The 26,433-nt window shown below is 59.3% G+C and carries 29 protein-coding genes; 13 read left to right on the top strand and 16 right to left on the bottom strand.

All coding sequences use genetic code 11. From position 1 onward, the window contains the following. Window position 1 precedes the first annotated feature (1 nt). Both lolD and N436_RS02405 read left to right on the top strand, forming a co-directional pair. Window positions 2-685: a lipoprotein-releasing ABC transporter ATP-binding protein LolD gene (lolD, locus tag N436_RS02400; protein WP_177410864.1), complete on the top strand. Its 684-nt coding sequence runs from the start codon at window positions 2-4 to the stop codon at window positions 683-685. A gap of 61 nt (window positions 686-746) precedes the next feature. Continuing rightward, entirely contained in the window at window positions 747-1,988 is a 1,242-nt protein-coding gene (locus N436_RS02405) for a lipoprotein-releasing ABC transporter permease subunit (protein WP_025754455.1), read from the top strand. A gap of 40 nt (window positions 1,989-2,028) precedes the next feature. Here N436_RS02405 and N436_RS02410 read toward each other — a convergent pair whose 3' ends face one another. Both N436_RS02410 and cinR read right to left on the bottom strand, forming a co-directional pair. Further along, the gene (locus tag N436_RS02410; RefSeq protein WP_110740323.1) at window positions 2,029-3,381 is read right to left on the bottom strand and encodes a heavy metal sensor histidine kinase; all 1,353 of its coding nucleotides are present in this window, start codon (window positions 3,379-3,381) and stop codon (window positions 2,029-2,031) included. After that, a complete protein-coding gene (gene cinR, locus N436_RS02415; protein WP_110740324.1) occupies window positions 3,378-4,058 on the bottom strand; it encodes a two-component system response regulator CinR in 681 nt (226 codons plus the stop codon). Before cinR ends, N436_RS02410 begins: the two co-directional genes overlap by 4 nt. A 160-nt stretch (window positions 4,059-4,218) precedes the next feature. Here cinR and N436_RS02420 point away from each other — a divergent pair, with 160 nt between their 5' ends. Together N436_RS02420 and queF are read left to right on the top strand one after the other, a co-directional pair. Further along, window positions 4,219-4,728, top strand: coding sequence for a plastocyanin/azurin family copper-binding protein (locus N436_RS02420; protein ID WP_105945218.1), 510 nt, complete (start codon window positions 4,219-4,221; stop codon window positions 4,726-4,728). Between the two features lie 68 nt (window positions 4,729-4,796). Further along, a complete protein-coding gene (gene queF, locus N436_RS02425; RefSeq protein ID WP_105945217.1) occupies window positions 4,797-5,627 on the top strand; it encodes an NADPH-dependent 7-cyano-7-deazaguanine reductase QueF in 831 nt (276 codons plus the stop codon). A gap of 143 nt (window positions 5,628-5,770) precedes the next feature. On the opposite strand, the gene N436_RS02435 is transcribed toward queF, so the two are convergent. Continuing rightward, window positions 5,771-6,034, bottom strand: a complete 264-nt coding sequence (locus N436_RS02435; RefSeq protein WP_003248815.1) for a DUF4404 family protein — start codon at window positions 6,032-6,034, stop codon at window positions 5,771-5,773. A 122-nt stretch (window positions 6,035-6,156) separates the two neighbouring features. Then, window positions 6,157-6,723, bottom strand: coding sequence for a phosphonoacetaldehyde phosphonohydrolase-related protein (locus tag N436_RS02440; RefSeq protein ID WP_110740325.1), 567 nt, complete (start codon window positions 6,721-6,723; stop codon window positions 6,157-6,159). 201 nt (window positions 6,724-6,924) lie between these two features. On the opposite strand from N436_RS02440, the gene N436_RS02445 reads away from it, so the two are divergent. Continuing rightward, window positions 6,925-7,632 carry a VacJ family lipoprotein gene (locus N436_RS02445; RefSeq protein WP_110740326.1) on the top strand — a complete coding sequence of 236 codons (708 nt, stop codon included), beginning with the start codon at window positions 6,925-6,927 and terminating at the stop codon, window positions 7,630-7,632. Between the two features lie 34 nt (window positions 7,633-7,666). Here the strand turns inward: N436_RS02445 and N436_RS02450 are convergent, their stop codons facing one another. Continuing rightward, the gene (locus N436_RS02450; RefSeq protein ID WP_060500429.1) at window positions 7,667-7,966 is read right to left on the bottom strand and encodes a PilZ domain-containing protein; all 300 of its coding nucleotides are present in this window, start codon (window positions 7,964-7,966) and stop codon (window positions 7,667-7,669) included. 281 nt (window positions 7,967-8,247) lie between these two features. On the opposite strand from N436_RS02450, the gene rssB reads away from it, so the two are divergent. Both rssB and rssC read left to right on the top strand, forming a co-directional pair. After that, a complete protein-coding gene (gene rssB / locus N436_RS02455) occupies window positions 8,248-9,429 on the top strand; it encodes a two-component system response regulator RssB (RefSeq protein WP_104835474.1) in 1,182 nt (393 codons plus the stop codon). Beyond that, complete coding sequence (gene rssC / locus N436_RS02460; RefSeq protein ID WP_019096598.1) at window positions 9,426-9,908, top strand: anti-sigma factor antagonist RssC; 483 nt, start codon at window positions 9,426-9,428, stop codon at window positions 9,906-9,908. The genes rssB and rssC overlap by 4 nt, the downstream gene beginning before the upstream one ends. Before the next feature lie 12 nt (window positions 9,909-9,920). Here rssC and N436_RS02465 read toward each other — a convergent pair whose 3' ends face one another. The 3 genes from N436_RS02465 to dusA all read right to left on the bottom strand — a co-directional run bounded on the left by N436_RS02465 (window position 9,921) and on the right by dusA (window position 14,023). Beyond that, window positions 9,921-11,771 (bottom strand): alkaline phosphatase D family protein, encoded by a 1,851-nt coding sequence (locus N436_RS02465; protein WP_110740327.1) that lies wholly within the window; start codon window positions 11,769-11,771, stop codon window positions 9,921-9,923. A 144-nt stretch (window positions 11,772-11,915) separates the two neighbouring features. Continuing rightward, window positions 11,916-12,842 (bottom strand): transaldolase, encoded by a 927-nt coding sequence (tal, locus tag N436_RS02470; RefSeq protein ID WP_110740328.1) that lies wholly within the window; start codon window positions 12,840-12,842, stop codon window positions 11,916-11,918. Between the two features lie 170 nt (window positions 12,843-13,012). Further along, window positions 13,013-14,023, bottom strand: coding sequence for a tRNA dihydrouridine(20/20a) synthase DusA (gene dusA, locus N436_RS02475; protein WP_110740329.1), 1,011 nt, complete (start codon window positions 14,021-14,023; stop codon window positions 13,013-13,015). Between the two features lie 101 nt (window positions 14,024-14,124). On the opposite strand from dusA, the gene N436_RS02480 reads away from it, so the two are divergent. Next, complete coding sequence (locus tag N436_RS02480) at window positions 14,125-15,246, top strand: site-specific integrase (protein WP_110740416.1); 1,122 nt, start codon at window positions 14,125-14,127, stop codon at window positions 15,244-15,246. A gap of 430 nt (window positions 15,247-15,676) precedes the next feature. Here N436_RS02480 and N436_RS02485 read toward each other — a convergent pair whose 3' ends face one another. The 8 genes from N436_RS02485 to N436_RS02520 form a co-directional block, all read right to left on the bottom strand. Continuing rightward, window positions 15,677-16,576 carry a DUF4435 domain-containing protein gene (locus N436_RS02485; RefSeq protein WP_110740330.1) on the bottom strand — a complete coding sequence of 300 codons (900 nt, stop codon included), beginning with the start codon at window positions 16,574-16,576 and terminating at the stop codon, window positions 15,677-15,679. Then, window positions 16,577-17,896 carry an AAA family ATPase gene (locus N436_RS02490; protein ID WP_110740331.1) on the bottom strand — a complete coding sequence of 440 codons (1,320 nt, stop codon included), beginning with the start codon at window positions 17,894-17,896 and terminating at the stop codon, window positions 16,577-16,579. A gap of 651 nt (window positions 17,897-18,547) precedes the next feature. Further along, complete coding sequence (locus N436_RS02495; protein WP_110740332.1) at window positions 18,548-18,811, bottom strand: pyocin activator PrtN family protein; 264 nt, start codon at window positions 18,809-18,811, stop codon at window positions 18,548-18,550. Next, entirely contained in the window at window positions 18,808-19,191 is a 384-nt protein-coding gene (locus tag N436_RS28655) for a hypothetical protein (RefSeq protein WP_256589872.1), read from the bottom strand. Before N436_RS28655 ends, N436_RS02495 begins: the two co-directional genes overlap by 4 nt. Further along, the gene (locus N436_RS02505) at window positions 19,188-19,685 is read right to left on the bottom strand and encodes a hypothetical protein (RefSeq protein ID WP_110740333.1); all 498 of its coding nucleotides are present in this window, start codon (window positions 19,683-19,685) and stop codon (window positions 19,188-19,190) included. The genes N436_RS28655 and N436_RS02505 overlap by 4 nt, the downstream gene beginning before the upstream one ends. 84 nt (window positions 19,686-19,769) lie before the next feature. Further along, window positions 19,770-20,018, bottom strand: coding sequence for a pyocin activator PrtN family protein (locus N436_RS02510; protein WP_110740334.1), 249 nt, complete (start codon window positions 20,016-20,018; stop codon window positions 19,770-19,772). Then, window positions 20,015-20,524 carry a hypothetical protein gene (locus N436_RS02515; RefSeq protein ID WP_110740335.1) on the bottom strand — a complete coding sequence of 170 codons (510 nt, stop codon included), beginning with the start codon at window positions 20,522-20,524 and terminating at the stop codon, window positions 20,015-20,017. Before N436_RS02515 ends, N436_RS02510 begins: the two co-directional genes overlap by 4 nt. 304 nt (window positions 20,525-20,828) lie before the next feature. Continuing rightward, window positions 20,829-21,533, bottom strand: coding sequence for a LexA family transcriptional regulator (locus N436_RS02520; RefSeq protein ID WP_110740336.1), 705 nt, complete (start codon window positions 21,531-21,533; stop codon window positions 20,829-20,831). Window positions 21,534-21,630: 97 nt separating this feature from the next. Here N436_RS02520 and N436_RS02525 point away from each other — a divergent pair, with 97 nt between their 5' ends. The 5 genes from N436_RS02525 to N436_RS02545 all read left to right on the top strand — a co-directional run bounded on the left by N436_RS02525 (window position 21,631) and on the right by N436_RS02545 (window position 26,297). Then, entirely contained in the window at window positions 21,631-21,855 is a 225-nt protein-coding gene (locus tag N436_RS02525; RefSeq protein WP_016485750.1) for a YdaS family helix-turn-helix protein, read from the top strand. Between the two features lie 124 nt (window positions 21,856-21,979). After that, complete coding sequence (locus N436_RS02530) at window positions 21,980-22,468, top strand: phage regulatory CII family protein (protein WP_061203477.1); 489 nt, start codon at window positions 21,980-21,982, stop codon at window positions 22,466-22,468. A 1-nt stretch (window position 22,469) separates the two neighbouring features. After that, window positions 22,470-22,673 (top strand): TraR/DksA C4-type zinc finger protein, encoded by a 204-nt coding sequence (locus tag N436_RS02535; protein ID WP_061203592.1) that lies wholly within the window; start codon window positions 22,470-22,472, stop codon window positions 22,671-22,673. Continuing rightward, window positions 22,670-25,423, top strand: a complete 2,754-nt coding sequence (locus N436_RS02540) for a bifunctional DNA primase/polymerase (protein WP_110740337.1) — start codon at window positions 22,670-22,672, stop codon at window positions 25,421-25,423. Before N436_RS02535 ends, N436_RS02540 begins: the two co-directional genes overlap by 4 nt. 370 nt (window positions 25,424-25,793) lie before the next feature. After that, complete coding sequence (locus tag N436_RS02545) at window positions 25,794-26,297, top strand: hypothetical protein (RefSeq protein WP_371920891.1); 504 nt, start codon at window positions 25,794-25,796, stop codon at window positions 26,295-26,297. Window positions 26,298-26,433: the final 136 nt, after the last annotated feature.

Here is a 26,433-nt window from a genome sequence, read left to right on the forward strand (position 1 = left end):
CATGAGTGATAAAGCCGTTCTGAGTTGCCGCAACCTGGGCAAGTCCTACGACGAGGGCCCGGAGTCGGTGCAGGTGCTGTCCGGGCTCAACCTGGAGCTGCACGCCGGCGAGCGGGTGGCCATTGTCGGCAGCTCCGGTTCGGGCAAGAGTACCTTGCTCAACCTGCTGGGCGGCCTCGACCGGCCGACCCAGGGCAGCGTCTGGCTGGCCGGCGAAGAGCTGTCGGCGCTGGGCGAGCGCGCCCGTGGCCTGCTGCGCAACCGTGAGCTGGGCTTTGTCTACCAGTTCCACCACCTGTTGCCAGAGTTCACCGCCATCGAGAACGTGTGCATGCCGCTGCTGATCGGCCGCACGCCCATCCCCGAGGCCCGTGAGCGCGCCGAGGCGCTGCTCAAGCGCGTGGGCCTGGGCCATCGCCTGAACCACAAGCCGGCCGAGCTGTCCGGCGGTGAGCGCCAGCGTGTGGCGATTGCCCGGGCCCTGGTCAACCGCCCTGGCCTGGTGATGCTCGACGAGCCGACCGGCAACCTCGACCACCATACCGCCCAGGGCATCCAGGAGCTGATGCAGGAGCTGTCCAGCGCCTCGCGCACGGCGTTCCTGGTGGTGACCCACGACCTCAAGCTGGCGCGGCAGATGGACCGTGTATTGAAGCTCGACGACGGCCACCTGGTGGCCATCTGATCGACTGCCCGGGGTGGCAGGTGCCGCCCCGTTTTCCTGTTTTCACTGGGTGATTCCGTACATGTTCAGACCCTTGCCCATTTTCATCGGCGCGCGCTACACCCGAGCCAAGCGTCGCAACCACTTCATCTCGTTCATTTCGATGACCTCGATGATCGGCCTGTCGCTGGGTGTGCTGGCGATGATCGTGGTGTTGTCGGTGATGAACGGCTTCCAGCGTGAAATGAGCGCGCGCATTCTTGGCCTGGTGCCGCATGCCGCCATCCTGGGCGTGCAGCCGATGGACGACTGGCACAAGGTGGCCGACGCAGCCCTGCAGAACCCGGCGGTGATGGCGGCCGCGCCGATTACCGAAATGGAAGGCATGCTGTCGTACAAGGGGGCGATGCAGCCGATCCAGGTGGGCGGTATCGACCCGGCCGAAGAGGGCAAGGTCTCTATCGTTGGCCAGCACATCGTGCAGGGCCGCTTGCAGGACCTGCAGCCGGGTGAGTTCGGCGTGGTCATCGGCGAGCTGACGGCGCGCCGCTTCCGCCTGAACACCGGCGACAAGCTGACCCTGATCGTGCCGGAAATCAGCAAGGAGCCGGGCGGCATTACCCCGCGTATGCAACGCCTGACCGTGGTCGGTATTTTCAAGGTGGGCGCCGAGCTGGATGGTTCGCAGGCTTACATCCACGTGGCTGATGCCGGTGAGATGCAGCGCTGGGCGCCGGGCCAGGTGCAGGGCGTGCGGTTGAAACTGCATGACCTGTATGCCGCGCCGCAGGTGTCCAAGGCCATCGCTGCCGGGCTGGGCGATGCCTACCGCGCCGATGACTGGTCGCACACCCAGGGCAGCCTGTTCAGCGCCATGAAGATGGAAAAGACCATGATCGGCCTGTTGCTGATGATGATCATCGCGGTGGCCGCGTTCAACATCATCGCCACCCTGGTGATGGTGGTGAACGACAAGGGGCCGGACATTGCCATCCTGCGTACCCTGGGCGCCACGCCGGCGCAGATCATGGGCACGTTCATGGTTCAGGGCAGCCTGATCGGCATTGTCGGCACGTTGATTGGTGGCGTGCTGGGGGTGATTGCGGCGTTCAATGTCAGCCAGATCGTTGGATGGCTGGAGCGGGTGAGCGGGCAGCACATCTTTACGTCGGATGTGTACTTTGTCAGCAGCTTGCCGTCGCAGTTGCAGTGGGGCGATGTGGCGATCATCTGCACTGCGGGGTTGGTGATGAGCTTTTTGGCGACCATTTACCCGGCATATCGGGCATCGCAGGTGCAGCCGGCGATTGGCCTGGCGGTTTGATGTTTACCTGAGAGTCTGGGGCTGCGAAGCAGCCCCAATTTCACTGATTCTGAGTGAATTCGATCAAAAACCGCGTCCACCCAGCCTCGCATTCCGCCCGGATGCACCCGCCATGGGCCTGCACGATCGACCGGGTAATCGCCAAACCCAATCCCGCATGCTCGCTGCTGCCTTCCCGCCGCGCAGGGTCGACCCGGTAGAAGCGGTCGAACAACCGTGGTAGCGCCGCAGGGTCGATAGCCTGCCCGGTATTGGCCACGCAGATTGTAGGCCCCGGCTCCAGCGTCACCCTTATCTGCCCGCCCGCCGGCGTAAAGCGCATGGCGTTATCCAGCAAGTTGGACAACGCTCGCCGCAGCATATGCCGGTCGCCCTGCAGCACCGCCTCACCCTCGCGCAGCATCTGCACACCGCTGTCCTCGGCCAGCGGCGCGTAGTACTCCAGCAGCGCATCCACTTCATCATGCAACGCCAGCGGCGCCTGCCCCGGCACCAGCAGGCCGTGATCGGCCTTGGCCAGAAACAGCATGTCGTTGATCATTTGCGCCATCCACTGCAGCTCTTCCAGGTTGCCATGCAGCGCCTCGCGGTACTCCTCCAGGCTGCGTGGGCGGGTGAGGGTGACCTGGGTGTGGGTCAGCAGGTTGGACAGGGGGGTGCGCAGTTCGTGGGCGATGTCGGCTGAAAACGCCGACAGGCGCTGGAAGGCATCGTCCAGGCGTTGCAGCATGGCGTTCATGCTGGTGGCCAGCTCGGCCAGCTCTTCGGGCATCTGCGCCACCGGCAAGCGGGTGGTGAGCGAACGTGCCGACACGCCGGCGGCCACCTGGCCCATCTGCCGCAAAGGGCGTAGCCCACTGCGTGCGGCCCAGGCGCCGAGCAGCGCGGTGGCCAGCGCCGACAGGCCGACGGTTAGCCAGATCAACCGTTGCATGCCTTGCAGGAAGTGCTGGTGGTGGGTGATGTCGAGGTAAAGGGTGAGTTGCGGCGACGGTGTTGTGCCTTGTGCCAGGTGCACGGCCAGGCTGCGGTAGTCGGTACCTTGCGCGTGCAGGGTAGCGAGCCCGGCAGGCCGTGGTGCCTGTGGCAGCCCTGTGCGGCTTTCGAACCAGGTGGTGCCGTCGTTGCCGCTGATGCGCAAGGCCAGGTCGGCCTGGTGGCTCAGCTCATCGTGCAGGGCAGGCAGGCGGGCCTGTAAATCTTCCGGCGTGCTGATGCCGGCCAGTTGTGTGCGGAACAGCGACAGGCGCGAGTCCAGCAATTGTTGGTCCAGCTCGACGAAATGCTGCTCGCTGGCCTTGCTGAACAACAGGCCGGCGCCAAGCGAGACGGCTGCTGTGCAGGCGGCGAACAACAGGGCCAAACGGCTGCCGAGGGAAAGCCTGCGCATCAATCTGCACGCTCTTCGAGTACATACCCCATGCCGCGTACGGTGTGGATGAGCTTGTTGGGGTGCGGGTCGTCAATCTTCAGGCGCAAGCGGCGGATCGCCACCTCGATCACGTTGGTGTCGCTGTCGAAGTTCATGTCCCATACCTGCGAGGCAATCAGCGATTTTGGCAGCACCTCGCCCTGGCGGCGCATCAACAGTTCGAGCAAGGCGAACTCCTTGGCGGTCAGGTCGATGCGCTGGCCGGCGCGCTCGGCGCGGCGTCGGATCAGGTCCAGGCGCAGGTCGGCCAGGTTCAGGGTGGTGTCCTGTCCGGGGTGGGTGCCACGGCGCAGCAGGGTGCGCACCCGGGCCAGCAGCTCGGAAAAGGCAAAGGGCTTGACCAGGTAATCGTCGGCGCCCAGCTCCAGGCCGTGCACCCGGTCTTCGACGGCGTCGCGTGCGGTGAGGAACAGTACCGGCGTGTCCAGGCCGGCCTGGCGCACCGCTTGCAGGATTTGCCAGCCATCCCGGCCGGGCAGCATCACGTCGAGGATCAGCAGGTCATGGTCACCGGTCAGCGCCAGAAACTGGCCGGTTTCGCCATCGGTGGCCAGTTCGGTGGCGAAGCCGGCTTCGCTCAGGCCCTGGCTCAGGTACTGGCCGGTGCGGGCCTGGTCTTCGACGATCAGCAATTTCATTGGGTAGCTTGCCTCCAGCAAGGGCCGGGTGATGCTTGAAATGATACGTGACTATCCCGGCCGTCACTCAAGCTGACAAAGTTGTAATCTCCCTGTCAGGTTGCCGCCAGCCGTCCCTGACTAAGGTGGCCTCATACTGTTGTGCATTCCCGGAGTCATCATGAAACACCTGTTTATCGCCGCCACCCTTGCCTTGGTCAGCCTGCCGGCCTTTTCTGGCGAGGCGCAAACCTTCGCCTTCGGCGAGCCGGCCCCGGCGGCCAAAGCCACCCGCACGGTGGATGTGGTGCTCAAAGACATTGCCTTCGAGCCCAAGAGCCTGCAGGTAAAAGCCGGTGAGACGGTGCGCTTCGTGCTGGTCAACGAGGGCAAGCTGCCGCACGAGTTCAACCTGGGTGACAAGGCCATGCATGCCGAGCACCAGAAAGAGATGGTCGCCATGCAAGGCAAGATGTTCACCCAGGCCATGAACCATGAAGGCATGGATCACAGCCAGATGATGGATCACGGTGGCGGCCATGGTCACGGTGGTGGCAATACCGTGCTGGTAATGCCCGGCCAACGCGCCGAGCTGACCTGGACCTTCCGCCAGTCGGCGCCCATCGAGTTTGCCTGCAACGTACCAGGGCATTACCAGGCCGGTATGGTCGGGGCCTTGACCATCGAGTGACTTGCCCTGCAAGGCGGGGTGCAAAACCGGTAAACTAGGGGCAATTTCGAACCTCTAGGTCAGTTTCCATGCATCCCGCTGCCGAACACTCCCCGCTGGGCAAATCCAGCGAATACATTGCCACCTACTCCCCGGAGCAGCTGTTCCCGATCCCGCGTACTGCCAAGTGGGCCGAGCTGGGCGTCACCGCGCAGACCTTGCCCTGGCAGGGCGTGGACTACTGGAACTGTTTTGAGTTGAGCTGGCTGCTGCCGTCGGGCAAGCCTGTGGTGGCGATCGGCGAGTTCGCCATTCCGGCTGATTCGCCGAACATCATCGAATCCAAGTCGTTCAAGCTGTACCTCAACTCGCTGAACCAGACGGTGTTCGCCTCGCTGGGCGAGTTGCAGGCGTGCCTGGAGAAAGACCTGTCCGCTGCTGCTGGCAAGCCGGTGGGCGTGAAGGTGCGGACCTTGGCCGAGGTCGAGGCCCAGGGTGTGGTGGCTTTGCCGGGGCTGTGCATCGATGCGCTGGATGTGGCCATCAGCAACTACGAGCAGCCGCAGCCAGAACTGCTGCGCTGCAACCCGGAGCGGGTGGTGGAAGAAACCTTGCACAGCCACCTGCTGAAGTCCAACTGCCCGGTTACCGGCCAGCCAGACTGGGGCAGCGTGGTGGTCGAGTACAAGGGCAGGGCGCTGGACCACGCCAGCCTGCTGACCTACCTGATCAGCTTCCGCCAGCATGCCGACTTCCACGAGCAGTGTGTGGAACGCATTTACCTGGACTTGAAGAACCTGCTGCAGCCGGAGCACCTGACGGTGTATGCGCGCTATGTGCGCCGGGGTGGGCTGGACATCAACCCATACCGCAGCACCGGGGCGATCAGCCCGCAGAACACGCGGCTGGTTCGGCAGTAAGGTTCAAGTACGCTGGGGGCGCTCTGCGCCCCTTTCGCGACACAAGGCCGCTCCTACAGGTACAGCGCAAACCTCTGATCTCGCGCTGTACCTGTAGGAGCGGCCTTGTGTCGCGAAAGGGCTGCGAAGCAGCCCCGGCTATTTCAGATCCCCATGCTGTGCAGCGAGTTGGCAATGCTGCGCAGGGTGGCGGTGAGGTCGGGGTGGTCGGCCTCGAAGCGTTCGATCGCCAGGTTCACGCCATCCACCAGATTGTTGTCCGGCGTGGCTTCCTCAAGTTTCAGTTGCGCCTCGATCTGGCGCGCTTCTTCGTGCAGCGCGGCCAGCTCTTCTTCCGAAAGCGGTACGTTGCGGTCCAGTTGCTCGCGCAAGCTGTTCAGGCGCTCTTGCAATTCGCGGGCAGGCATTGGCAGTTCTCCATCAATGGCTTGGCAAGCCATGGACCTCAGCGAAGCGGCAAAGGTTCTGGCCTGTCTTCAGCGTAATCCACCTGCCGCCGCTTTGCATGATCCGTGTCAAAGGTGCTGTATCAGGGTTTTTCACCTTTGCGCCGGCGCTGCGCGATGTCCTGCAGGCAGGTATCCAGCGCTTCGAGGTGGTCGATTACCGAATGCACGCCCAGGCTGAACAGCTCCAGCGTCGCCTTGCCGCGGGCCAGGTCCTGTTCCTGCGTGCTCATGGCTTGCCAATGCTGCGAGCTGCGGTCGCAGAGCGGGCTGCAGGCGGCCAGGCCCACCGTCCACAAGCCCGCGTTAAGGCCCGACTGCAGCAGGCGCGGGTCGCCGCTGACCAGCACGCAGCCGTCCAGGCGTTCGCTGTCCAGGCTCATCAAGGCCTGCCAGCAGGCGTTGGGCGCTGGCCAGCGGACGCCGTTGACCAGGTGCCCCGGCAGCCAGTCGGGCAGCACATGGGCCAGGCGTTTGCTGTGGGTGGCGGTGAGGTCATCCAGCCAGATGCATGGCACCTGGCGATGACGCAGGCTGGCGAGGGTGGCCAGTGCGCCGGGGGCGGGTGAGGGGGCGCCGCCATTGGCAGCCTGCACCAGGCAGCCGCGCAAGCCGAACAGCACAGCAGTGAAGGCGGGTGCAGCGTCCATGGCAACTTCCCCCAAATAGCCCGCAGGCTATTCGCTGATTGTTACCGGCCTGTGACAGGCTCGCCCGCGCAACAGTTGTTCACAAAATATTGAGCAAAAATGTGTAAAGCTGTTTATCAGGCCGCAAGCCTCTATACTGCCGCCTTACCAGCAGCGCGCCCCGTTGCGCGTGCGGCCGAGAAATTCGATGGAGAGACATCTATGCGTAGGATCGGTGCCAGTGTGCTCGAACGAGTCACCCAGGCCTGTGTCTGCGCCAGCTTGCTGCTGGCGCCCGTGGCAGCCACCCAGGCCGCCACCGAGGAAGATCCCTGGGAAGCGGTCAACCGCCCGATCTTCCGTTTCAACGATACCCTCGACACCTATGCCCTGAAGCCATTGGCCAAGGGCTACCAGGCGGTCACCCCGCAGTTCCTTGAAGATGGCATCCACAACATCTTCCGTAACCTGGGTGACGTGACCAACCTGGCCAACGACCTGCTGCAGCTCAAGCCTCATGCAGCGGGCGTGGACACTGCGCGGCTGATCGTCAACACCACGTTCGGCCTGGGCGGCTTCTTCGATGTGGGCACCAAGATGGGCCTGCAACGTAATGACGAGGACTTTGGCCAGACCTTGGGTTATTGGGGCGTGCCGAGCGGCCCGTACGTTGTCATCCCGCTGCTGGGGCCGAGCACCGTACGTGACGGCGTAGCCAAGTACCCGGACACCTACACCAAACCTTACCGCTACATCGACCATGTGCCGACGCGCAACTCGATCTTCGCCCTGGACGTGATCGACACCCGTGCCGACCTGTTGTCGGCCGAGAAGCTGATTCAGGGTGACAAGTACATCTTCATTCGCAACGCCTACCTGCAGAACCGCGAGTTCAAGGTGAAGGACGGCGAAGTCGAAGACGACTTCTGATCCGTGAGCCTGGGGCTGCAACGCGGCCCCAGGTTCAGTGCATCGCCAGAATCCGCAGCCCGAACTTCTGCTGCCCGCCGGGCTGGTCGGCAATCCATACCACTTCGGTGCTGGCATGCAGCCCTTTCAGCGCCGGGTGGTCCGAGTCGATCCGCACCTCGATATGATCCCCCACCAGAAAGCGCTGCGGTGCCTGCACCTGCATGCCGCCGCTGGAGAGGTCCAGGCACACCGCCGCAATCACCTGGCCTTCATGCAACAGGCTCACCTCGGTGTCGATGCGCATCCGGATAAAGTCGCGTTTCTCGCTGTGGCTGGAGGGCGTGTGGGGCATGCTGCATCCTTCCCATCGGGTTGCGCTGGTCGACTTTCTTATAACTCCCGGTGATTTGCCCTGTAAAGAGCGGCGAGGTCGACCCTTACATGCTTGAAACCCCTGCCGGATGGGAGTACCGTCTGCGCCTTACAAGGTAGCGCTCACAGTTGCCGGAGAGTTGCCGGGCAGGTGTTCTTGTCCTACAACTCAAGTAGAGTGTGACCATAAAGAATTCCCGTAGCTGGCCGTCTGCCTTGCCGACACCGCTGCACCAACCTAAATCGGCGCCGTTCGCCCACATGCAGAAAACCAGTGCAACGCTGCTGATCATCGATGACGACGACGTGGTCCGTGCGAGCCTCGCCGCCTATCTTGAAGACAGTGGCTTCAGCGTCCTCCAGGCCGGTAATGGCCAGCAGGGGCTTCAGGTCTTCGAAGAACACCAGCCCGACCTCGTGATCTGCGATCTGCGCATGCCGCAGATGGGCGGCCTCGAACTGATCCGCCAGGTCAGCGAGCGCGCGCCGCAGTTGCCGGTGATCGTGGTGTCGGGTGCCGGCGTCATGAGTGATGCGGTGGAAGCGTTGCGCCTGGGCGCCGCCGACTACCTGATCAAGCCGCTGGAAGACCTGGCCGTACTCGAACATTCGGTGCGCCGCGCCCTCGACCGTTCGCGCCTGGTGCTGGAAAACCAGCGCTATCGCGACAAGCTCGAAGCCGCCAACCGCGAACTGGAAGCCAGCCTGCACCTGCTGCAGGAGGACCAGACCGCCGGTCGCCAGGTGCAGATGAACATGCTGCCGGAAAGCCCCTGGGCAGCCGGCGAGTTCGCTTTCGCGCACCAGATCATTCCGTCGCTGTACCTGTCGGGTGATTTTGTCGATTACTTCCGCGTGGACGAGCGGCGCATTGCCTTCTACCTCGCCGATGTTTCCGGGCATGGCGCGTCGTCGGCCTTTGTCACCGTGCTGTTGAAGTTCATGACCACGCGGCTCATGTTCGAGCTCAAGCGCAGCAAGATGCGCGAGTTCAAGCCGTCGGAAGTGCTTAGCCATATCAACCGCGGCCTGATCAACAGCAAGCTGGGCAAGCATGTCACCATGGTCGGCGGCGTGATCGACGAAGAGTCCGGTCTGCTGACCTACGCCGTTGGCGGCCATCTGCCGCTGCCGGTGCTGTACACCCCCGATCACGCCCGCTACCTGGAAGGCCGCGGCCTGCCGGTGGGGCTGTTCGAGGAGGCCACCTACCAGGACCTGGTAGTCGAGCTGCCACCGCAGTTCAGCCTCAGCCTGATGTCCGATGGCATTCTGGACCTTTTGCCGGGTGACACGCTCAAAGATAAAGAAACCGCCTTGCCGGAGATCGTCAAGGCAGCAGGTGGCAGCCTGGATGGGCTGCGTCAACGATTCGGATTGGCTACGCTTGGGGAGATGCCGGATGATATCGCCCTATTGGTGTTGAGCAGGAACCTTCAATGAGTACCGGTAGAATCCAGTTCGCCGAGCAGAGTGGCACCTTCGTACTGAAGTTCGTCGGTGAAGTGCGCCTGACCCTGTGTTCGGCGCTGGATGCGACGATCGAGAAGATTTTCACGGCGCTGAACTTCTCGGCGATTGTCATCGACCTGACTGAAACCGAAAGCATCGACAGCACCACCCTGGGCCTGCTGGCCAAGCTGTCGATCCTGTCGCGGCAGAAGGTGGGCCTGCTGCCGACCGTGGTTACCACCAACCCGGACATTTCCCGGTTGCTTCAGTCGATGGGCTTCGATCAGGTGTTCAACATCGTCGATCGCCCAATTCCGTGCCCGGAATGCCTGACCGACCTGCCATCGCAGGACCAGAACGAAGACGTGGTGCGCTCCAAGGTGCTGGAGGCGCACAAGATCCTCATGGGCCTGAACGACTCCAACCGCGAAGCGTTCCATGACCTGGTCAGTGCGCTGGAGCGAAGCTGACCTGTTGCCAGGCTAGCGCCCGGCAACAAACTCGGTCGCTTCAGCGCCGCCGGCATCCAGCTGAAATACACGCACTGGCCGCCCCTGTTCGTCGAAGAACACCTGCCCCAACCCCGCCCCATTCCACAGCCGCTCTCCAGCCTTGCTGTGGCTGGGCGTGCGCGGTACCACTTCCATCTCCCGGCGCCTGGTGAGCCAGTTCAGCGGCGAGCGTGGCGAATACAGCCAGCGGTTGAGCCGGTCGAGCACATCCAGCAAACGCCGGGGGAACTCGTTCTTGATCCCGCTGCTGGTCACCTGCCATAAGTGCGGGCTGCGCTGGCGGTGGCGGATCAGCACTTCATAGACGAACGAGTAGTGCACATCCCCGGACAGCACCACGTAGTGCCCTGGTGTACGGGAGTGGCGGAAGATGTTGAGGATGACCTGCGCCGCCCCCCGGTGGGCCATCCAGTTTTCGGCATCGACCAAGAGTGGATAGCCCAGCCAGCTGAACACCTTTTGCACCGTCTCGATCAGCTTCACGCCAAAAATCGGCGCAGGCGACACGATGACCGCTGACGGGTGGTCGAGCAGTGCTTGCTGCAGCTCGCTCAGCGCCTCCCAATCGAGCAGGCCGGACGGCTTGGCCAAACTGCTTTCACTGCGCCAGCGCCGGGTGCGGGTGTCCAGCACCAGCAGGGGCGGGTTTGTGGGCAGGCTGAATTGCCAGCCCTGGAAGCGCAACAGCTCGCCGATCAGCTCATCCTGGTGTTGGCCGGTCAGCGCCTGGCATTGCTCGGTCAGTGGCTTGCAGCCGTCCGGGTTGTTACCCCAGGCCTGGCACAGCAGGTAGCCGAGCAGGGCGTTGCCGATGATGCGCCGCGAGAACGGATGGCCGTAGGCGGTTTCTTCCCACTGTGCCGAGAGGTTCCAGTCGTCGGTGATGTCGTGGTCGTCGAAAATCATCAGGCAGGGCAGGTGGGCCATCACCCGCGCCACCTGGCCGAGGTTGTCGGCAAACGCCTGGATCAGTGGCAGCTCTTGCCGGTAACGGGCCTGGCGCTGGTCGGTAAGGCCGGTGGGCATGTCCAGGTTCACCAGTTGCCAAGGCACCGGTGACCACACCAGCAGGTACATGGCCATGACCTCGGCGAAGGTCACCAGGTGGTTGTCGGCGTTGCTGGACGAGAAAATCGGCTTGCGCTTGCCGCCGAAAAAACGCTCGCGCAGGGTGTCGTTGTGCTCCTGCGCCGGCAGCAGGTCGGCGCGGTGGTAGTAGCTGGCCGGGTGCTGGTAAAGCGCCTGGCTATCAGGCACCACCGCACCCTCCAGTTGCTCGTCGAACAGGCCCAGGCGCGCGATCAGGCTATGGATGGCGCGCAGCATGGGGCCGGCGACATCGTCGGCGTACACCTGGTCGCCGGTCATCAGCAGCACGGCCGGGCGGTCTTCAGGTTGCTTGCAGGTTTGCAGCAGGCGGTCGGCGCACAGCAGGCCATCGGCAGCGGGGTGGTGCGGCTTGCGGCAGGAGCCGTGCAGCAAGTGATCGAGGCGATCGCGCAGCACCAGGCTTGGACGCAGGGTGCCGGGGTAGAGCAAGTGTGGCGCCCAGCTGGCGATGCCTTGACCGTTGATCATCAGATCGTAGTCAAGCAGCTGGTTGCAGGGCAGGGGATTTGTGAAGTGGATATCCAGCAGGTGAATGAAGGCCTGCTGGCCGACCGGGATAACCTGGCAATCGACCTGGGCCTCGCCTGCGGGGCAGATGAAATCGGGTTGCAGCGGTTGGGTGGCGACCAGCCAGATGGCCAGGCGCTGGGGCTCCAGGCGGCGCAGTACCGGGCCGGCGAGCACGAGGGGCAACGGCGTAGAGGGGGTCATCGACAGCTCGGGTGGCTATGCGGGCCTCTTTGCGGGCAAACCCGCGAAAAGGCCCTGGAATTCATTACACAACTAAAACAGGGCAAAACAAAACGGGCGGAAAATGCTGAACACTTCCCGCCCGTCAGGCAAACCCGAACTGTATCAGGCCTTTTCAGCCATCAACTTCTCCAGTTTTTCCTGGTCCCGCGCAAACTGGCGGATACCCTCGGCCAGCTTCTCGGTGCCCATGGCATCTTCGTTCATCGCCCAGCGGAACTGGCTTTCATTCAGCTGCTGCTTCGCCTCACCCGCATTGCCCGGTTTCAGCACCTGCGGCAGCTCGCCCTGGTCATCGCTCAGTTGCTGCAACAGCTCCGGGCTGATGGTCAGGCGGTCGCAGCCAGCCAGCTGTTCGATCTGGCCGATGTTGCGGAAGCTGGCGCCCATGACCACGGTGTTGTAGCCATTGGCCTTGTAGTAGTTGTAGATACGCGTGACCGACTGCACGCCCGGGTCCTCGGCGCCGACGTATTCCTTGCCGGTGCTCTTCTTGTACCAGTCGTAGATGCGGCCCACGAACGGCGAAATCAGGAATACCCCGGCATCGGCGCAGGCTTGTGCCTGGGCGAAGGAGAACAGCAGGGTGAGGTTGGTCTGGATACCTTCCTTCTCCAGCTTTTCGGCGGCGCGAATGCCTTCCCAGGTGGAGGCCAGCTTGATCAGCACACGCTCACGGCCAACGCCGGCCGCTTCGTACAGCTCGATCAGCTTGCGCGCCTTGGCCAGCAGGGCCGGTTCATCGAACGACAGGCGCGCATCCACTTCAGTGGAGATGCGCCCCGGGATGACCTTGAGAATGCCCGAGCCCACGGCCACTGCGAACTTGTCGCAGGCCAGGTCGACATCGCCCTTGGCATCGGCCTTCACCTGCGTGAGCAGATCGGCGTAGCCCGGGATGGCGGCGGCCTTGAGCAGTAGCGACGGGTTGGTGGTGGCATCGACCGGCTTCAGGCGGGTGATGGCGTCCAGGTCCCCGGTGTCGGCGACCACGGTGGTGAACTGCTTGAGTTGTTCCAGCTTGGAGGTCATGGGCGTGCTCTGTCCTGTGCAATGACTCGACATTACCCGAGCCCCGACGGCCGCTCAAGGGCCGTCGAAACCATGCAGGCAAGCGGTGGAAGCAGGCTTGCCCGCGAAGGGCGGTGCGAAAGGTGAAGATTCGAGTCGCAAGCCGGCCCGAGGTTCCCAATCCCGCGTTGTCACCGCCCCTGCAACAACTCCACTGCCTGATCAAACACCGCCAACGGCTCAGCGGCCTTGTGGATATCCGCCGACAGCAACTGGCGGAAGCGCCGTGCGCCCTTGAACCCTTGGGCCAACCCCAGAATGTGCCGGGTAACGTGGTGCATCGCGCCACCACTTGCCATATGCGCCACGATATAAGGCCGCAGCTGTGCCAGCGCCTCGCTACGGCTGACCACCGGCGCCGCGCTGCCAAACAGCTGCTGGTCTACCTCGGCCAGCAGGTAAGGGTTGTGATACGCCTCACGCCCCAGCATCACGCCATCGAAGGTTTCAAGGTGCGCCTGGCATTCGGCCAGGGTCTTGATCCCGCCGTTGAGCACGATCTCCAGGTCCGGGAAGTCGGCCTTCAACTGCGCTGCCACGTCATAACGCAGCGGCGGGATTTCGCGGTTCTCCTTCGGCGACAGCCCCTCCAGAATCGCGATGCGCGCATGCACGGTAAAACTCCGGCAGCCGGCCTCGCGCACCTGGCCGACGAAGTCGCACAGTTCGGCGTAGCTGTCGCGGCCATTGATGCCAATGCGGTGCTTGACCGTCACCGGCGTCGACACCGCATCACGCATGGCCTTCACACAATCGGCCACCAGCGCCGGATGCGCCATCAGGCAAGCGCCGATCATGTTGTTCTGCACCCGGTCGCTCGGGCAGCCGACGTTGAGGTTGACCTCGTCGTAGCCAGCTTCCTCGGCCAGGCGTGCGCAGGCAGCCAGGTCGGCGGGCACACTACCGCCCAGTTGCAGGGCCAGCGGGTGCTCGGAGACGTCGTGGCGCAGGAAACGGTGGGCGTCGTTGTGGAGGAGGGCACCGGTGGTGACCATCTCGGTGTAGAGCAGGGTTTGGCTGGAGAGCAGGCGCAGGAAGAAGCGGCAGTGGCGGTCTGTCCAGTCCATCATGGGTGCAACGCTGAAGCGGCGTGACGGCTCAGGGCGCGTGGTTTCTGGCTTGTAGCCTGATTTTGCGGTCATTTCGTTCAACGTGTTTTGTACCAATTTTCGGGGTTTTGGGGCGTTTTTACCAAGCGCTTGGTACAATGTACCAACCGACAGACGACGTGTACCAATCTCAGATGGCAACGATCAGAACGCGTAAAAAGGCTGATGGCAGCAGCAGCTACCTCGTCCAGATCCGCATTAATCGCGACAAGGTGACAGTTTACCAAGAGAGTCAAACGTTCGCCCGCAAACAGGCTGCAGTGGCCTGGGCGAAGCGGAGGGAAACCGAGTTGGCTGAGCCTGGTGCTATCGAGCGCGCCAACCGGGTAGGGCACACAGTCAAACATATGATCGATCGCTATCTGGTTGAGGCCGAGAAAGCTCGGCCTCTGGGCGAGACTAAGCGACGCACGCTGAACGCCATCAAGAACAGCTATCTGGGTGAGATGGTCGATTCTGACATCAGCCAGCAAGCTCTGGTGGACTATGCCCTATGGCGTATGAGTCCTGCAGGTGGTGCCATCAAGCCGCAGACAGCCGGCAATGATCTGGCTCACTTGGGTTCAGTGTTGTCGCTGGCCAGGGCAGCGTGGGAGTACGAAATCAACCCCCAGGCTATGCCCGACGCACGCCTTGTCCTGAAGCGACTCGGCTACAACATGAAAAGCCGGGAGCGGGATCGTAGGCCAACGCTCGAAGAGCTCGACAAGGTGCTTGAGCACTTTTTCGAGATGCTTGCACGGCGTCCGACAGTCATTCATATGCCGAAGGTCGTGGCGTTTGCCATTTTTTCTACGCGCCGCATGGACGAGATCGCTCGCATCGTGTGGGAGGATCTGGATGAGCACCGCCAGGCGGTTAAAGTGCGGAACATGAAGAACCCCGGGCAGAAGATCGGCAACGATGTGTGGTGTCATCTGCCGGATGAGGCATGGGCGATTGTGCAAAGCATGCCGCGTCAGTGCGCTGAGATCTTCCCTTACAACACCGACTCAATCGGCACGGCCTGGTCCAGGGCGTGCAAAATGGTTGGCGTGGAGGATCTGCATTTTCACGATCTGCGCCACGAAGGTGTGAGCCGGTTGTTCGAAATGGATTGGGACATCCCGCGTGTATCGAGTGTTTCCGGTCATCGTGACTGGAACTCGCTGCGGCGTTACACCCATCTGAGGGGGCGTGGTGATCGATATATGGAATGGAGTTGGTTAGAGCGGATTATCCAGGCCTCAGTCACCCTAGGCGCACGGATTGAGTAGTTGGTCGGGGTATGCGCAGATTTGACCATCACTTGTACTCGTCTTGACGAATCGGCCGCATCGGACCTCCTAGTACATTGCATGGTTTTACCGGCACGAAGCGTCCATGTTCGGCACTGCGCATAACACTGCCTTGGATGGATCTGTCAGGCAGGAGTGGCCGCTTTAGGCCCATTACTGCCGTCCGCAACGGGTAGCTAACGGTCACAAGTAGCAACTCTTGCTTGGCGAAGAACGACAAAATCTGCCAGCGGTGGCATACACAATCGGCCATGCGCAGATATTCCTGTGTAAGGAGGCACATGATAAAAGTTAAATCGCATGACTGCCGGAGGATAATTGCTGTACCAAAACAGCAATTTATCCAGGGTTTCCAGAGGTGGCGCTATAGCAAAAAAACCAACCTCGCAACGCCAGTGCTCTCTATTTGTTATTCTGAAAATAAACCCACTAGATTACGTCCATCCTGCCATCGATTAATATCCTGAAACAGGTTGGTTTTTCTAAATTTGACGCGATCAAAGGAAAGCGCTAATGACTCTTCAACTCGGTCTGGGTGTTGGAAGATGTTGCTCTTGCTTTTCAATGCTCCAGAGGCAATAATGCAGACGATTTCAGCAACGTCATGCCCATTGATCATATCTTCATAGTTATTTTCCTGTAGAAGAATTTTGTCGAATGCAGCACGTATCACCTGCTTGGTGCTGACTATCTTTTGTCTGTTCTTTGAATACTCCCAGATGATATGAATCATCTGATCTATGTTTAAGGACAAGGTTTTTTCGCATATGAATTTTCTAAATTTTATTCTATTTCCATCTGATGACGCTGGCTTGAAAGATAGACCAAGGTTTTCTCTTTTATCAGCAAGCCGAAGGCAGCCGGTTAGATAGGCGAGGTCTAGTACTACTTTCTTGATCGTAGAGTTCGTTTTTTCCTCAAAAGAGCATAATGCTTGTTGGTCTGCTCCGACCGATAGTAAATCTTCCAATGTATCAACCATGATCATCATTACTTCCGAGTCATGACCATCTGTCACAAAGATATCGTCTTTGAAGTCCTGTTCAAATTTTGCATTTCCTTTGATACGTAAAAAATCAGCGTCCCTTATCGCGATTTTTCTCGTGAACCCTCTAGAAGATAAAATCCCATACGCTTCTCTAAGTTTATATTTCCCTGTTGTTTGCGTTAATCTTACTGTTTCGCGATTGAAAAACTTTGTGTAGACCTTCAAGTCTTTGGTACCCTCCACTAATATGTGAGTACCTTTAAATCGTGTGTCCTGCATAAGCGAGTTGGCAATTCGCTCAGGGGTGATGTACTGTTCCAATTACTCAATCCCCTCTAGCTCGACTCGCAGATCCCAGTTGGAGGAAATAATGTCTGGTGAATGTGTTGCAATTACTGCAGTGAATTTATTGATTTCAGCGACGCGCTTCAAATCGTCAATAAATTGATTTTGCCATGAGATATGTAATGAAAGCTCAGGCTCATCGATGAGGATTAAGTCCCCGGGAGTTGAGTTGAAGATGAGTTTGTAAAACAAAACTAGCTCATGCTGCTCCCCTGAAGATAACTTTGTTAGATCAATTCCTATCGGCTTGTCTCTTTTGTCGTTTATAATTGATGAGAATTCTAGCCCGTCTTCTTTACTCACTTTTAATCTTTTGTGCTTGAAGCGATTACTAAGAATGCTCATGAACAGACTTATCTTTTTCGCAAGGTTCTCGTATGGTTCAAGTTTTAATTTGCTATCCTCGACGTATTGTTTCATTGATATGACTATGAGGTCGTTATGTTCGTCCTGAATAACTGCAAGCTCTGAGTCTTGTGCGTCTACCACTAACCCTGCCGCTGATAAGTATTTTCGTTTTTCATTTAAATCTGACAGCTCCTCATTCAGCTGAGCATATGTGTAATCCGTTTTTTCCCTAAGGTTTTTTACTAGTCTATTGGGATACGTACTGTCGAGTGCTGAAGTAATATCCGCAGATGATTTAATTGCATTTGAAATAAGATCTTTTAGCTCGTTAGAGCATTGCGTGACCATACTCCTGTATGAGTCTTTGGCGCTTTCGTTGCGCGTTATTATGCGCTGGGTTTCAATTAATCTAACATTTATCTTGTTCGATTCGTCGATTAGCCACTTTGGAGGCATTGTTTTTTCACGATTGCGGCCTAGATTCCTTTCCATATAATGACGCTCTATCATAAGCCTTTCCAGATCTCTGGCTTCGTACATGCGATGACTATGTATCATCTCATTGCGCAGATGCTCTAGTTGTATTTCAATAGCGCGCAGATTTCGATTGTCGTAGCCAGTCTTTCTTCCATAGCTAAAAAATTTCTCAGGCTTGAATTTTGCGTTCGTGCTTCGTCTGTATACGTAAAGAGCGGAATCCTCATCAGATAAAGCCTTGGAGAACTCCCAGGACTCTTTATTGTCGAAGTGTATGGTTAACTTCTCAAAATCTAATTCGCTTAGGAAGTTGTAATCGTTATTAAACACAGCGTTTACGGCTTCAAGTATTTTTGTTTTACCAATTCCGTTTTCCCCAATAACTATAGTTACGCCGCTTTCCTGATTGAATGGGATTTCATGGTTAAAGATGCCGAATAGCTTTGCTATGGAGACACTTGTAATGTTCAATTTTTATCCTCTATTAGCAGGAAGTTTCTAAAATAAGAGTCATAGGTGAGCGATGGTTGCTCGTCGGGAGAGCAGCCATCTTCGCGGCGATAAGCACTGCCAAGCCATAGTGTGCAATGTAACCAAATCTTTAGCAGTACTGTTGGGCACGCCCACTGTGTGTTCTCTTTTTAGGTGTTTTTAAGGCTGCAACCCTCTTACGATACCGCTTTGCCATCATCGCGTCGATGGTTTGAAAAACTACCAGGTAGATAGGGTCGTGGTGTGGGGGGGTAGGACACCCGCCACATAATTTGAGGCATCATTCCATAGACGACAAATTAGTGCTTCGTTGAGAGCTGACCATCACAACCGTCAACGATAGATCGTTTCTGACTTTCCCTTAATGACCGCTTTTGGCTGGGCTGTGTAGTTGCTGACTGGCAGCTTCGGGTCGGAAGCGGTCACTATCGCGTAATGGATTTGGGCATTCCTGCCGTTCCGATCTAGCCGATTTTGGGGTGCGTCGATAGCCGCCGATTGTAGGCGGCCATTGACGCAAGGTGGCCAAGGCGATTTCGACTGGGTGGAAGGGGGCGGATGTTGCGAGATGTTCCGGACGGACGTCCGACACTGATAAATTGGGGTGTAATTCCCGTATCAGCTTGCCCGTCACCTCTTGTTCAATTGCGCACACTCTTTGCGCGCAGCATCCCTCTGTTGGTCTAGGTATAGGGCCAGATCGGCGATGTGTATGCCTCGGGCGCTCTTCTGGCTCGGTTCAAGTCGGGTGATAGGCAGCTTGATCTCCCCGGCCAGCACCTTGCGCTGGAATACGAGCGGCGTGAGGTGCGTGAAGTAGTCCGCGCATACCTTTTCGAGCGAGATAATCGCCATGCCGTTGTACTGTGCCATCAAAACAAAGGCTGTGTTCACGCATGGCCCTCCTGTTCCTGTGAATTCGGCACTATGCTGTTGGGGCGGGCCGATTGCCGACCCTCATTGAGCTGGCTTAGCACCTGCTCGCTGGCAAGGTTGAACAACTCCTCGGCGGTAACCGGCGCTACGGATTGTTCAAAGTTGCGCACGGCCTCAAATCGAGTTCGGTACAGCCCGGCCTGGCCGAGCCAAGCGACGGCGTGATACTCGGCGTCGGATACGGGGCAAGGTGTTGCAAGGCGCTCGCCTTGAGAGCCGAGTTTGCACTTCTTGCAGATGTGATAACCGCCGTCGTATGGGTCCACTGTTTCCCAGAGATGATTGTGCTTGGTTATGCGGCCATCAACGAGGCAGCTTCGTTGGATAACGGTGGTCATGCTGCAGCCTCCGCAGTCGATGCCGTGGCAAGCGTGCCGCGCAACTGGGCGTGAATGCGCTTGGCGAGCGAATCAACACAGAGCGCCTGTGCGGCAGCTCGGCTCGCCTGCTGATCCGACTTCAAGGCTTTCATGGTGCGATGCGCGAGCTGCAGTGTTTCGCCGACCTTTGTCAGCAGCTCGTAATCGGCCCTGGTCACCGGCATGCAGGTGTAGGACATGATTCGCTCCTCGAGCTCACTGATGGTGAGCTTGAGGTTTGCCACGGTTTTGAGGTGTTTGCGCTGGTCGGCTTCGCGTTGTACGGCGAGTTCTGCCAGTTCTTCGTTCAGCATTCTGAGCCGTTGGGCATGTGTGGCGTTGTGTTCCGCCAAGCCAATTTCCTTGCCTTCTTCATGTGCCCGGCGACGGGCTGCAGCGAACAAGTAGGGCAGGACCGCCAAGACGAAGAGTAGGACAATCCCGGCGCTGAGTGCGTATTGGAAGGGTTGCATGTGCTGTGCTCCGAACTGCCCGCCATCGGTGTAAGTGAGAGGTCGACGGCGAGCTGGTTGCCCCTGTAGACCGGGGCCGTCTGGTTAAGCCGACTGCTTTGTCTCTTCCGCCTGGCGGTCGAGGTACTCGGCCAGGTCGTGGAGGTAGATCACGTGTTGTGCCTTTGCCGAGTTGTGCAGCTTCTTGAGCTTCAACTTGATCTGGCCTTTATTGATCAGCTCCCGGAAGCGGCGGTCAGTCCCGATGTGGGAGAAGTAGTGCTCCCTTACAGCCGTCAACGTGGGGCAGGGCGTGCTCCACTGGCTGCGCAATTGCTCCAGCGTGCTGCTCATGCGCGCTCCCCGAGCCCCTCTTGGGCGGGCCGGAGCTGGGTGCGGATGACTTGAGCGAGGTGCTCTTTGCAAGTGCCGGTGGCGGCAGCGCAGATCTCTCCCAGGTCATTGGTCACTACTGCGCCAACCGGTAACTCTGGGTTGGTGGTGGCGGTGATGTAGGCGATCTGATCGGCACGGATGACGGTGTTTACGCTGTCTAGCGCCTCCCTCAAGTCGATGTCTTCCTGCGACAGCTGGCCAGAATCGGTCCGGCCGTTCGCCACGTCTTGTAGGAAGTCACGCAGGGCCATGTACTTGGCAGAGTCGCCACGCTTGAGCGTGATCGAGCTGGTGAGCGGGCCAAAGCGAACGCTCAGGCGGTGGGCCTGGCTGTCGTTCTCGACTTCAATCTCCGCGTCCATCGTCGTTTCTGGTCGGCGCAGCGGGCAGGTAGTAGTGCCGCCGTCTTCCAGCGTCTTTTGCAGCAGCATCACTCGTTTCAGAGAGAGGGTGTATTCGCTCATGCGGCACCCCCTGCGGATTGAGAGGGGACGGCTTGAACGGTACCGGTGCCGGTGATGACTAGCTGCAAGCCGGTGCGGCGCTGGAAGGCAAGGATTTTCTGCAAGCTGCTGCAGGCTGTGGGGTGGATTAGAACCGTTCCCGGTCCTTTGTGCTGTGCTGTTCTCATTGTCCGTGTCCTTTGCGTGAGAGGGTGACACGGGTCGAAATTAGCAAAAGCTAAAATACAAGACAATAGCAAATGCTAAATATTTTTAGCGTAGCAGTACCTGCCTGATGGCCGGTATCTGCGGAAAGAGGCGGGCGTTAGAGCTTTTTAGCGTTCCAGGCGAGCAGCACGCGGGCCTGAATATGCATGCGGTCGATCATCGATAAGTCGATGGTGATGGGAGGATAGATCGGGTTGTCCGAGATCATTCTCAGCTGACCGCCTGTAAGCCGCTGCAGGCGCTTGATGTACAGGTCTCCGTCCAGAGTGAAGACGTAGATGGCGTCTGTTTTGACCTCGGTGATTCCGCGGTCAACCAGCAGCGCGTCACCATCGGCAAACGTCCCAGTCATGCTGTCGCCGTTGCCAGAGATGATCGCCAGGTTGTCGACTTTAGAGAACGTAAGGCCCTGCATCCTCAGCCAGTCGAGGTGCACGGTCATGTCGCGGATCACTTCAATGTGCATATAGGGGGCTGCCTTGCCATGCCCCATCGATGCCGCAATGTCGAGGTACGGGATCAGGACGAAGTTCTTGTCTTTGGTGGCTCGCGCCGAGAGCTGAACGACGTTATCCAGGGCTTTGTGAGTGGGACCCTCCGGTTGCGGAGAGGTTAGCGTCCCTGCAGTAAGCCCGATCTTGAGCTCTAGATTGAGCGCAGCCTTCTCCCCCAGCTTGCGATGGCCGTTCAACAGTTGCGACAGATACGACGCGTCCAGGTCATGAGCCTCGGCAAATTCCTTCTGGCTCATGGTCCCCATGATCTTGCGGAGGGAGGCGATACGCCTTTCGTTGATATCCATCCGGTGATGATTGCTTTCCGTTAGCAAACAGTAAATTACAAGATGCTATTGTTTTGCTGATTAGCAATTGCTAATCTCGCCGCCAATGGAGGTGTGTATGACGCTTAGCGACTACTTGAAAACGATGGACAAGGAAGGGCTTGCGGCCTTTGCACGCCGCTGCGGGACGTCTGCGGGCCAGCTGAAACAAGTGGCTTATGGGAATCGTCGTGCGAGTGCCGGTTTGGCGGTAAGCCTGGACCGGGAAACGAACGGAGTGATCCGTTGTGAAGTGATGCGGCCTGATATCGATTGGGCCTACTTGAGAAAAGCCAGAAATTAAGGTGCTGGACCGGGGCCTCTCACCTCCCCAGTCCAGCGACGACGACGCACAGCACATCGGTCGTGGTTGTAGGATAGGTCCTACCTGTTCCTGTGACTACACCGTAAATCGAGGTTTTACGGTTATGAGTCGCATCGATCTATTGCCGGGCGCTGGCCCGGTCCTCACATTGCGGCAGGCGCTTTACCGCGCAGGTCGTGATTATCGCGGTGGTATCACCAAGTTGGCCTTCGACATGGGGCTTGAGGTGGATACCCTGCAGAAGAAGCTTCACCACAACGAAGAGCGTCGCTGGCCAACCCCTGACGAGCTGGAAGAGATCGTGCAGTGGACCGCGGATCCGCGCCTGCTCGACGCCTTGGTTCGTCCGGCAGGAGCCGTGTGGTATCGCCCTGAGCCCGTGCCGGCAACGAATGATGCACTGAAGGCGGTCGCCAAGCTCCTTGAGGAGTCGGGTGAGTTCGTAGGTAGCCTGCACGATGGGGCCTCCGACAACGTCTGGACTCCGGCAGAGGTACTGGACCTGGAGCAACGGGGGATGGATGTTATCCGCCAGGTGTTATCCATCATGGCCGGTGCGCGCCAGGCGATGGAGGATCGTTGCAATGGCTAACATTCCCGATCCGTTGGACATGGCCAGCGAACAGGCCGAGTACTTGCTGCAGGCTGCGCTTCGGCGGCATGCGAACCGCCCCGTTAAGCCAAGCGCCCAGTTCTGTGATGACTGTGGTGAAGCCATACCTCTGAAGCGGCAGCAACTGGTACAGGGCTGCGAAACCTGCATCAGTTGCCAGGAGCTGCGGGAGCGCCGGCGATGAGCGAGCGCCCAACTCCTACCACAGCTGATTGGGCGCGGCGTTACATTGAAACCTTCGGTCTTGCCCTGGTTCCCATCGAGCCGGGCAAAAAGGGGCCGACGGGTGACGGCTGGAACAGGCCTGGTGGCTACTTCACTGATACCGCGAGTGCTCATCAGTTCTGGAAGGCTAACCCGAGCCACAACCTTGGAGTTGTGCTTGGGCCAAGTAATGTCTGCTCGCTGGATGTAGATGATGTCGAGTTTACGCGGTTGGTTTTGCAGCAGACGCATGGCCTCGATGTCGATGCGCTCGCTGCTGCCTACCCGACCTCGGTGGGCAATCCCGCGCGCTTCCGTATCATGTTCCGCGTCCCCGAGGGCGTGGAGCTGAAGAAGCACGCATTGGTGTGGCCTAACCAGAATGACCCCGATGGCACTATCCATAAAGGGCTCATGGTTCAGGTACGGGCTGCTGTTGAACAGAGGGACGCGGGCCGTGAGGCGGCTTTCCGCTTGGCGGCGGAGCCGTTCAAGAAGCTCACTGTGTTCGAGTTGCGCGCCGGCTTGGTGCAGGACGTGCTGCCGCCATCCATCCACCCTGGCACCGGTAAACCGTACACGTGGCGTAATGCACCAGATGCAAAGGGCCTCCCTGAGCTACCTCCTGAGCTGCTGGCTATCTGGCAGGAGTGGGAAGAATTCAAGTCGATAGGAGAGGCGCTTTGCCCGTGGAGACCTAAGCAGGCCGCATCGGCTCGGCCAGCCACCATGCCGAAGCCCGCAGTTGCCCGAACGGGAGACTCACTGCCAGAGGTGATCCCCGAATTCAACCGCCGCCATGACATCGCCACGATCATTGAAGCGCATGGCTATAAGCGTGTGGGCGGGAAGTGGTTGTGCCCGCAAAGCAGCTCGGGGCTGCCGGGCGTGAGCATCACGGATGACAAACTCTACTCCCACCATACCTCGGACCCGCTGGCCAACGGGCACAAAAACGATGCCTTCGACGTCTTCTGCATCTTGGTGCACAACGGTGATCAGCGTGCAGCGACCAGGGCGGCTGCGCAGATTCTCGGCATCGATGCCAAGTCACGCCCGCCTGCGCCGCCGACGCTGGGTGAACTTCCCCGTGCCCCATCAATGGGAGAGCAGGCCGGGCACGACGAAACCGCTGCTGATGCAACTGTCCAGCCTGACACTAGCGTTCCGACCGTTGCCAGCTCGGCCGGCTCCTCGGCCGATGGGGGGGCAGGGGGAGAGGGCCTGGTATTGAAGAGTGCTATGCGTCGATTCGCCCTGGTCGAAGGCACCACGAATGTGTGGGACATGGACAAAGGTCAGTCGATGAAGCGATCAGGCTTTGAGGCGCTGGTCGGCAAGCCCCTTGCGAAACAATGGATGGAGAGGACTGACAAAAAGTTGGTCTCCGCCGAGCAGGTCAAGGAGCTCGAACAGGGCCGCAAGATGTCGAGCAAGAAGGGCGGGGCGCTGAATCTTGACCCGCTGGATCGCTATGTCTACATCGACGGCACCAAAGAGGCTTGGGACCGGGAGAAGAAGCGTCGTCTACCTGAGGGGAGCGTCAAGATGGCGCTGGGCGATGCTTATCAACTCTGGCTGAACAGTCCGAATCGTCGAGTGGTTGATGTCGACCATATCGTGTTCGACCCGACGATGACCAAGGACCCAGCCATCTACATCAACACCTTCGAGGGCTTACCTCATCAGCCGGTGCGGGATGACGCCGCCTGTGAGAACTTGCGCTGGCTGATCTCGTTCCTCTGCAACCATGACGCTGAGGCACTGGAGTGGCTGGTGAACTGGCTCGCCTATCCGCTGCAGAACATGGGGGCGAAGATGGATACCGCGATCTTGTTCCATTCCACCATGGAGGGCTCAGGCAAGAGCCTGCTGTTCGCGGACATCATGGGGGAGCTCTACGGGCGTTACGGCGCCACGGTTGGGCAGACGCAGTTGGAAGGCAACTTCAACGCCTGGCAGAGCGGCAAGCTGTGGGCCGTCTTCGAAGAAGTCGTTAGCCGCGACCAACGTTACAACCAGGTCGGCAAGATCAAGCACATGATCACCGGCAAGACGGTCCGAATGGAGTCGAAGTTCATCAACGGTTGGGAGGAGGCCAACCACATGAACTCGGCGTTTCTGAGCAACGAGATTATGCCGTGGCCGATCAGCGAAGATGATCGCCGAATGCTGGTGATGTGGCCGCTGGAGACCTTGCCTGCCGAGCGGCAGAAGGCGATTGCGAGAGAGCTGGCCAACGGCGGGGTTGCGGCCCTGTACGGCTGGCTGCTGGACGTGGACCTGGGGGACTTTAACCAGCGCACACGCCCACCCAAAACAGAGGCCCGTCAGCGGTTGGTTGAGCTGAGTCGCACTGCCTGGCAAACCTTCTTCTATCTCTGGCGAGCGGGCGAGCTCGGGCACGGCCTATGGGGCTGCTGCCTGACTTCGGACGTGTACGCCATGTTCCTTGAGTGGTGCTCTCACAACAAAGAGAACGCAATGAGCCACACCAAGTTCTCGCTGATGCTCAGTGCGAAGGTGGAGAAGACACGCGCTATCCCCTGGACGGATGGCAGTGCGCGGCGTTTCGCGGCGTTCTTCTTTCCCAACGACGGTGATCCTTCCCTGCCCCCATCCATGAAGTCGGCCGAGCTGGGCAAGAACGTCGTCGAGTGGCGTGCTCGAGCCAAGCTAGCGGGATGGAGCGTGGACGGTTGGGACCACATCAAGAGGCTTGCAGCATGACTACGCCGGTAAGTGTGTTGGGTGTGTTGGGTTGGTGTTGGGTTGGTTCCTGCAAGCCAACACAATTCAAAGCCCCGGATTTCTTGGCGTCGCGGGTGTGTGTGTTGGGTGTGTTGGGTTTTCGCACGCGCGCGCGCACGCGATTTTTTTCTAACAGCGTTTTCGAGGGGGTAAGAAATCTCTATGTGAACCCTGAAAAACCCAACACACCCAACACACTCAACTCGGATAGATCTAATCCATTGAATTTATTGGGTTTCGAGTGTGTTGGGTTTGTGTTGGGTTGGCTAAATATGTGTTGGGTACTGCTTGGGGAGGGCGGGCAATGACGAAAGATCTTGAATTGCGCATGCAAAGCCAGGTGCAGCTCATGCTTCACCAGGTCGAAATGGCGCAGCTCATCGATCAAGCCGAGCGCCTGCGCCTGATCGGAGAGCTGATGAAGCATTGGGGGGAGCGCCGAGCACAGCTTGGGCTGGAAGCCAGCCTTAGTAGCCAGATGGGCAGCATCATGGAATGGAAGGGCGCTGCACCGCGTGGTGGATCGTCAGGGTCGCGCATCTTGGTCGGTGGTGCTGGTCTTGATCACGCAGCAGCAGAAGTCGACGCAGCGGTAGTCCAGCTGGAGCGGCGTGATGGGCGAGGGGCAATCCTGGCCAAGCTGGCACACCTTCGCTACCTGCATGGAGCAACGGTACGGGAGCAGATGCGCGAGGTTGGGCTGGCTGAGGACGCCGACCGAACCTACCGGAACTGGGTAAAGGCCCTGCACTTGCAGGTCTTTGCCATCTTGGCAGCAAGGGCTGGACGGGTACGTGAGCAAACCGTTCGTCGGGTGACTATGCGACATGTGAGCAACATCGACGCTCCATAGCCACCACATTGCGACGAACCGAAAATAGCCCCTTTTCGGTTTTTCCGGTGGCATGTAAAAAGGCCCCACGATATCAAAAGTGCGCTTAGGCGCTTCCCCACAAGCACTGTGCTGTGCAACCCGCTCCGACCTTTCG

Source organism: Pseudomonas sp. RV120224-01b (genome assembly GCF_003208145.1).
Classification (GTDB): domain Bacteria; phylum Pseudomonadota; class Gammaproteobacteria; order Pseudomonadales; family Pseudomonadaceae; genus Aquipseudomonas; species Aquipseudomonas monteilii.

Bases quoted from the DNA above. Each gene is read 5' to 3' on its own strand.
- N436_RS02520 (WP_110740336.1), bottom strand. From the start codon at position 21,533: ATGGATATCAACGAAAGGCGTATCGCCTCCCTCCGCAAGATCATGGGG.
- queF (WP_105945217.1), top strand. From the start codon at position 4,797: ATGCATCCCGCTGCCGAACACTCCCCGCTGGGCAAATCCAGCGAATAC.
- cinR (WP_110740324.1), bottom strand. From the start codon at position 4,058: ATGAAATTGCTGATCGTCGAAGACCAGGCCCGCACCGGCCAGTACCTG.
- N436_RS02435 (WP_003248815.1), bottom strand. From the start codon at position 6,034: ATGCCTGCCCGCGAATTGCAAGAGCGCCTGAACAGCTTGCGCGAGCAA.
- N436_RS02515 (WP_110740335.1), bottom strand. From the start codon at position 20,524: ATGAGCGAATACACCCTCTCTCTGAAACGAGTGATGCTGCTGCAAAAG.
- N436_RS02540 (WP_110740337.1), top strand. From the start codon at position 22,670: ATGAGCGAGCGCCCAACTCCTACCACAGCTGATTGGGCGCGGCGTTAC.
- N436_RS02510 (WP_110740334.1), bottom strand. From the start codon at position 20,018: ATGAGCAGCACGCTGGAGCAATTGCGCAGCCAGTGGAGCACGCCCTGC.
- N436_RS02440 (WP_110740325.1), bottom strand. From the start codon at position 6,723: ATGGACGCTGCACCCGCCTTCACTGCTGTGCTGTTCGGCTTGCGCGGC.
- N436_RS02480 (WP_110740416.1), top strand. From the start codon at position 14,125: ATGGCAACGATCAGAACGCGTAAAAAGGCTGATGGCAGCAGCAGCTAC.
- N436_RS02405 (WP_025754455.1), top strand. From the start codon at position 747: ATGTTCAGACCCTTGCCCATTTTCATCGGCGCGCGCTACACCCGAGCC.
- N436_RS02505 (WP_110740333.1), bottom strand. From the start codon at position 19,685: ATGCAACCCTTCCAATACGCACTCAGCGCCGGGATTGTCCTACTCTTC.
- N436_RS28655 (WP_256589872.1), bottom strand. From the start codon at position 19,191: ATGACCACCGTTATCCAACGAAGCTGCCTCGTTGATGGCCGCATAACC.
- N436_RS02465 (WP_110740327.1), bottom strand. From the start codon at position 11,771: ATGACCCCCTCTACGCCGTTGCCCCTCGTGCTCGCCGGCCCGGTACTG.
- rssB (WP_104835474.1), top strand. From the start codon at position 8,248: ATGCAGAAAACCAGTGCAACGCTGCTGATCATCGATGACGACGACGTG.
- dusA (WP_110740329.1), bottom strand. From the start codon at position 14,023: ATGACCGCAAAATCAGGCTACAAGCCAGAAACCACGCGCCCTGAGCCG.
- N436_RS02545 (WP_371920891.1), top strand. From the start codon at position 25,794: ATGCTTCACCAGGTCGAAATGGCGCAGCTCATCGATCAAGCCGAGCGC.
- N436_RS02420 (WP_105945218.1), top strand. From the start codon at position 4,219: ATGAAACACCTGTTTATCGCCGCCACCCTTGCCTTGGTCAGCCTGCCG.
- N436_RS02445 (WP_110740326.1), top strand. From the start codon at position 6,925: ATGCGTAGGATCGGTGCCAGTGTGCTCGAACGAGTCACCCAGGCCTGT.
- tal (WP_110740328.1), bottom strand. From the start codon at position 12,842: ATGACCTCCAAGCTGGAACAACTCAAGCAGTTCACCACCGTGGTCGCC.
- N436_RS02530 (WP_061203477.1), top strand. From the start codon at position 21,980: ATGAGTCGCATCGATCTATTGCCGGGCGCTGGCCCGGTCCTCACATTG.
- lolD (WP_177410864.1), top strand. From the start codon at position 2: ATGAGTGATAAAGCCGTTCTGAGTTGCCGCAACCTGGGCAAGTCCTAC.
- N436_RS02525 (WP_016485750.1), top strand. From the start codon at position 21,631: ATGACGCTTAGCGACTACTTGAAAACGATGGACAAGGAAGGGCTTGCG.
- N436_RS02450 (WP_060500429.1), bottom strand. From the start codon at position 7,966: ATGCCCCACACGCCCTCCAGCCACAGCGAGAAACGCGACTTTATCCGG.
- rssC (WP_019096598.1), top strand. From the start codon at position 9,426: ATGAGTACCGGTAGAATCCAGTTCGCCGAGCAGAGTGGCACCTTCGTA.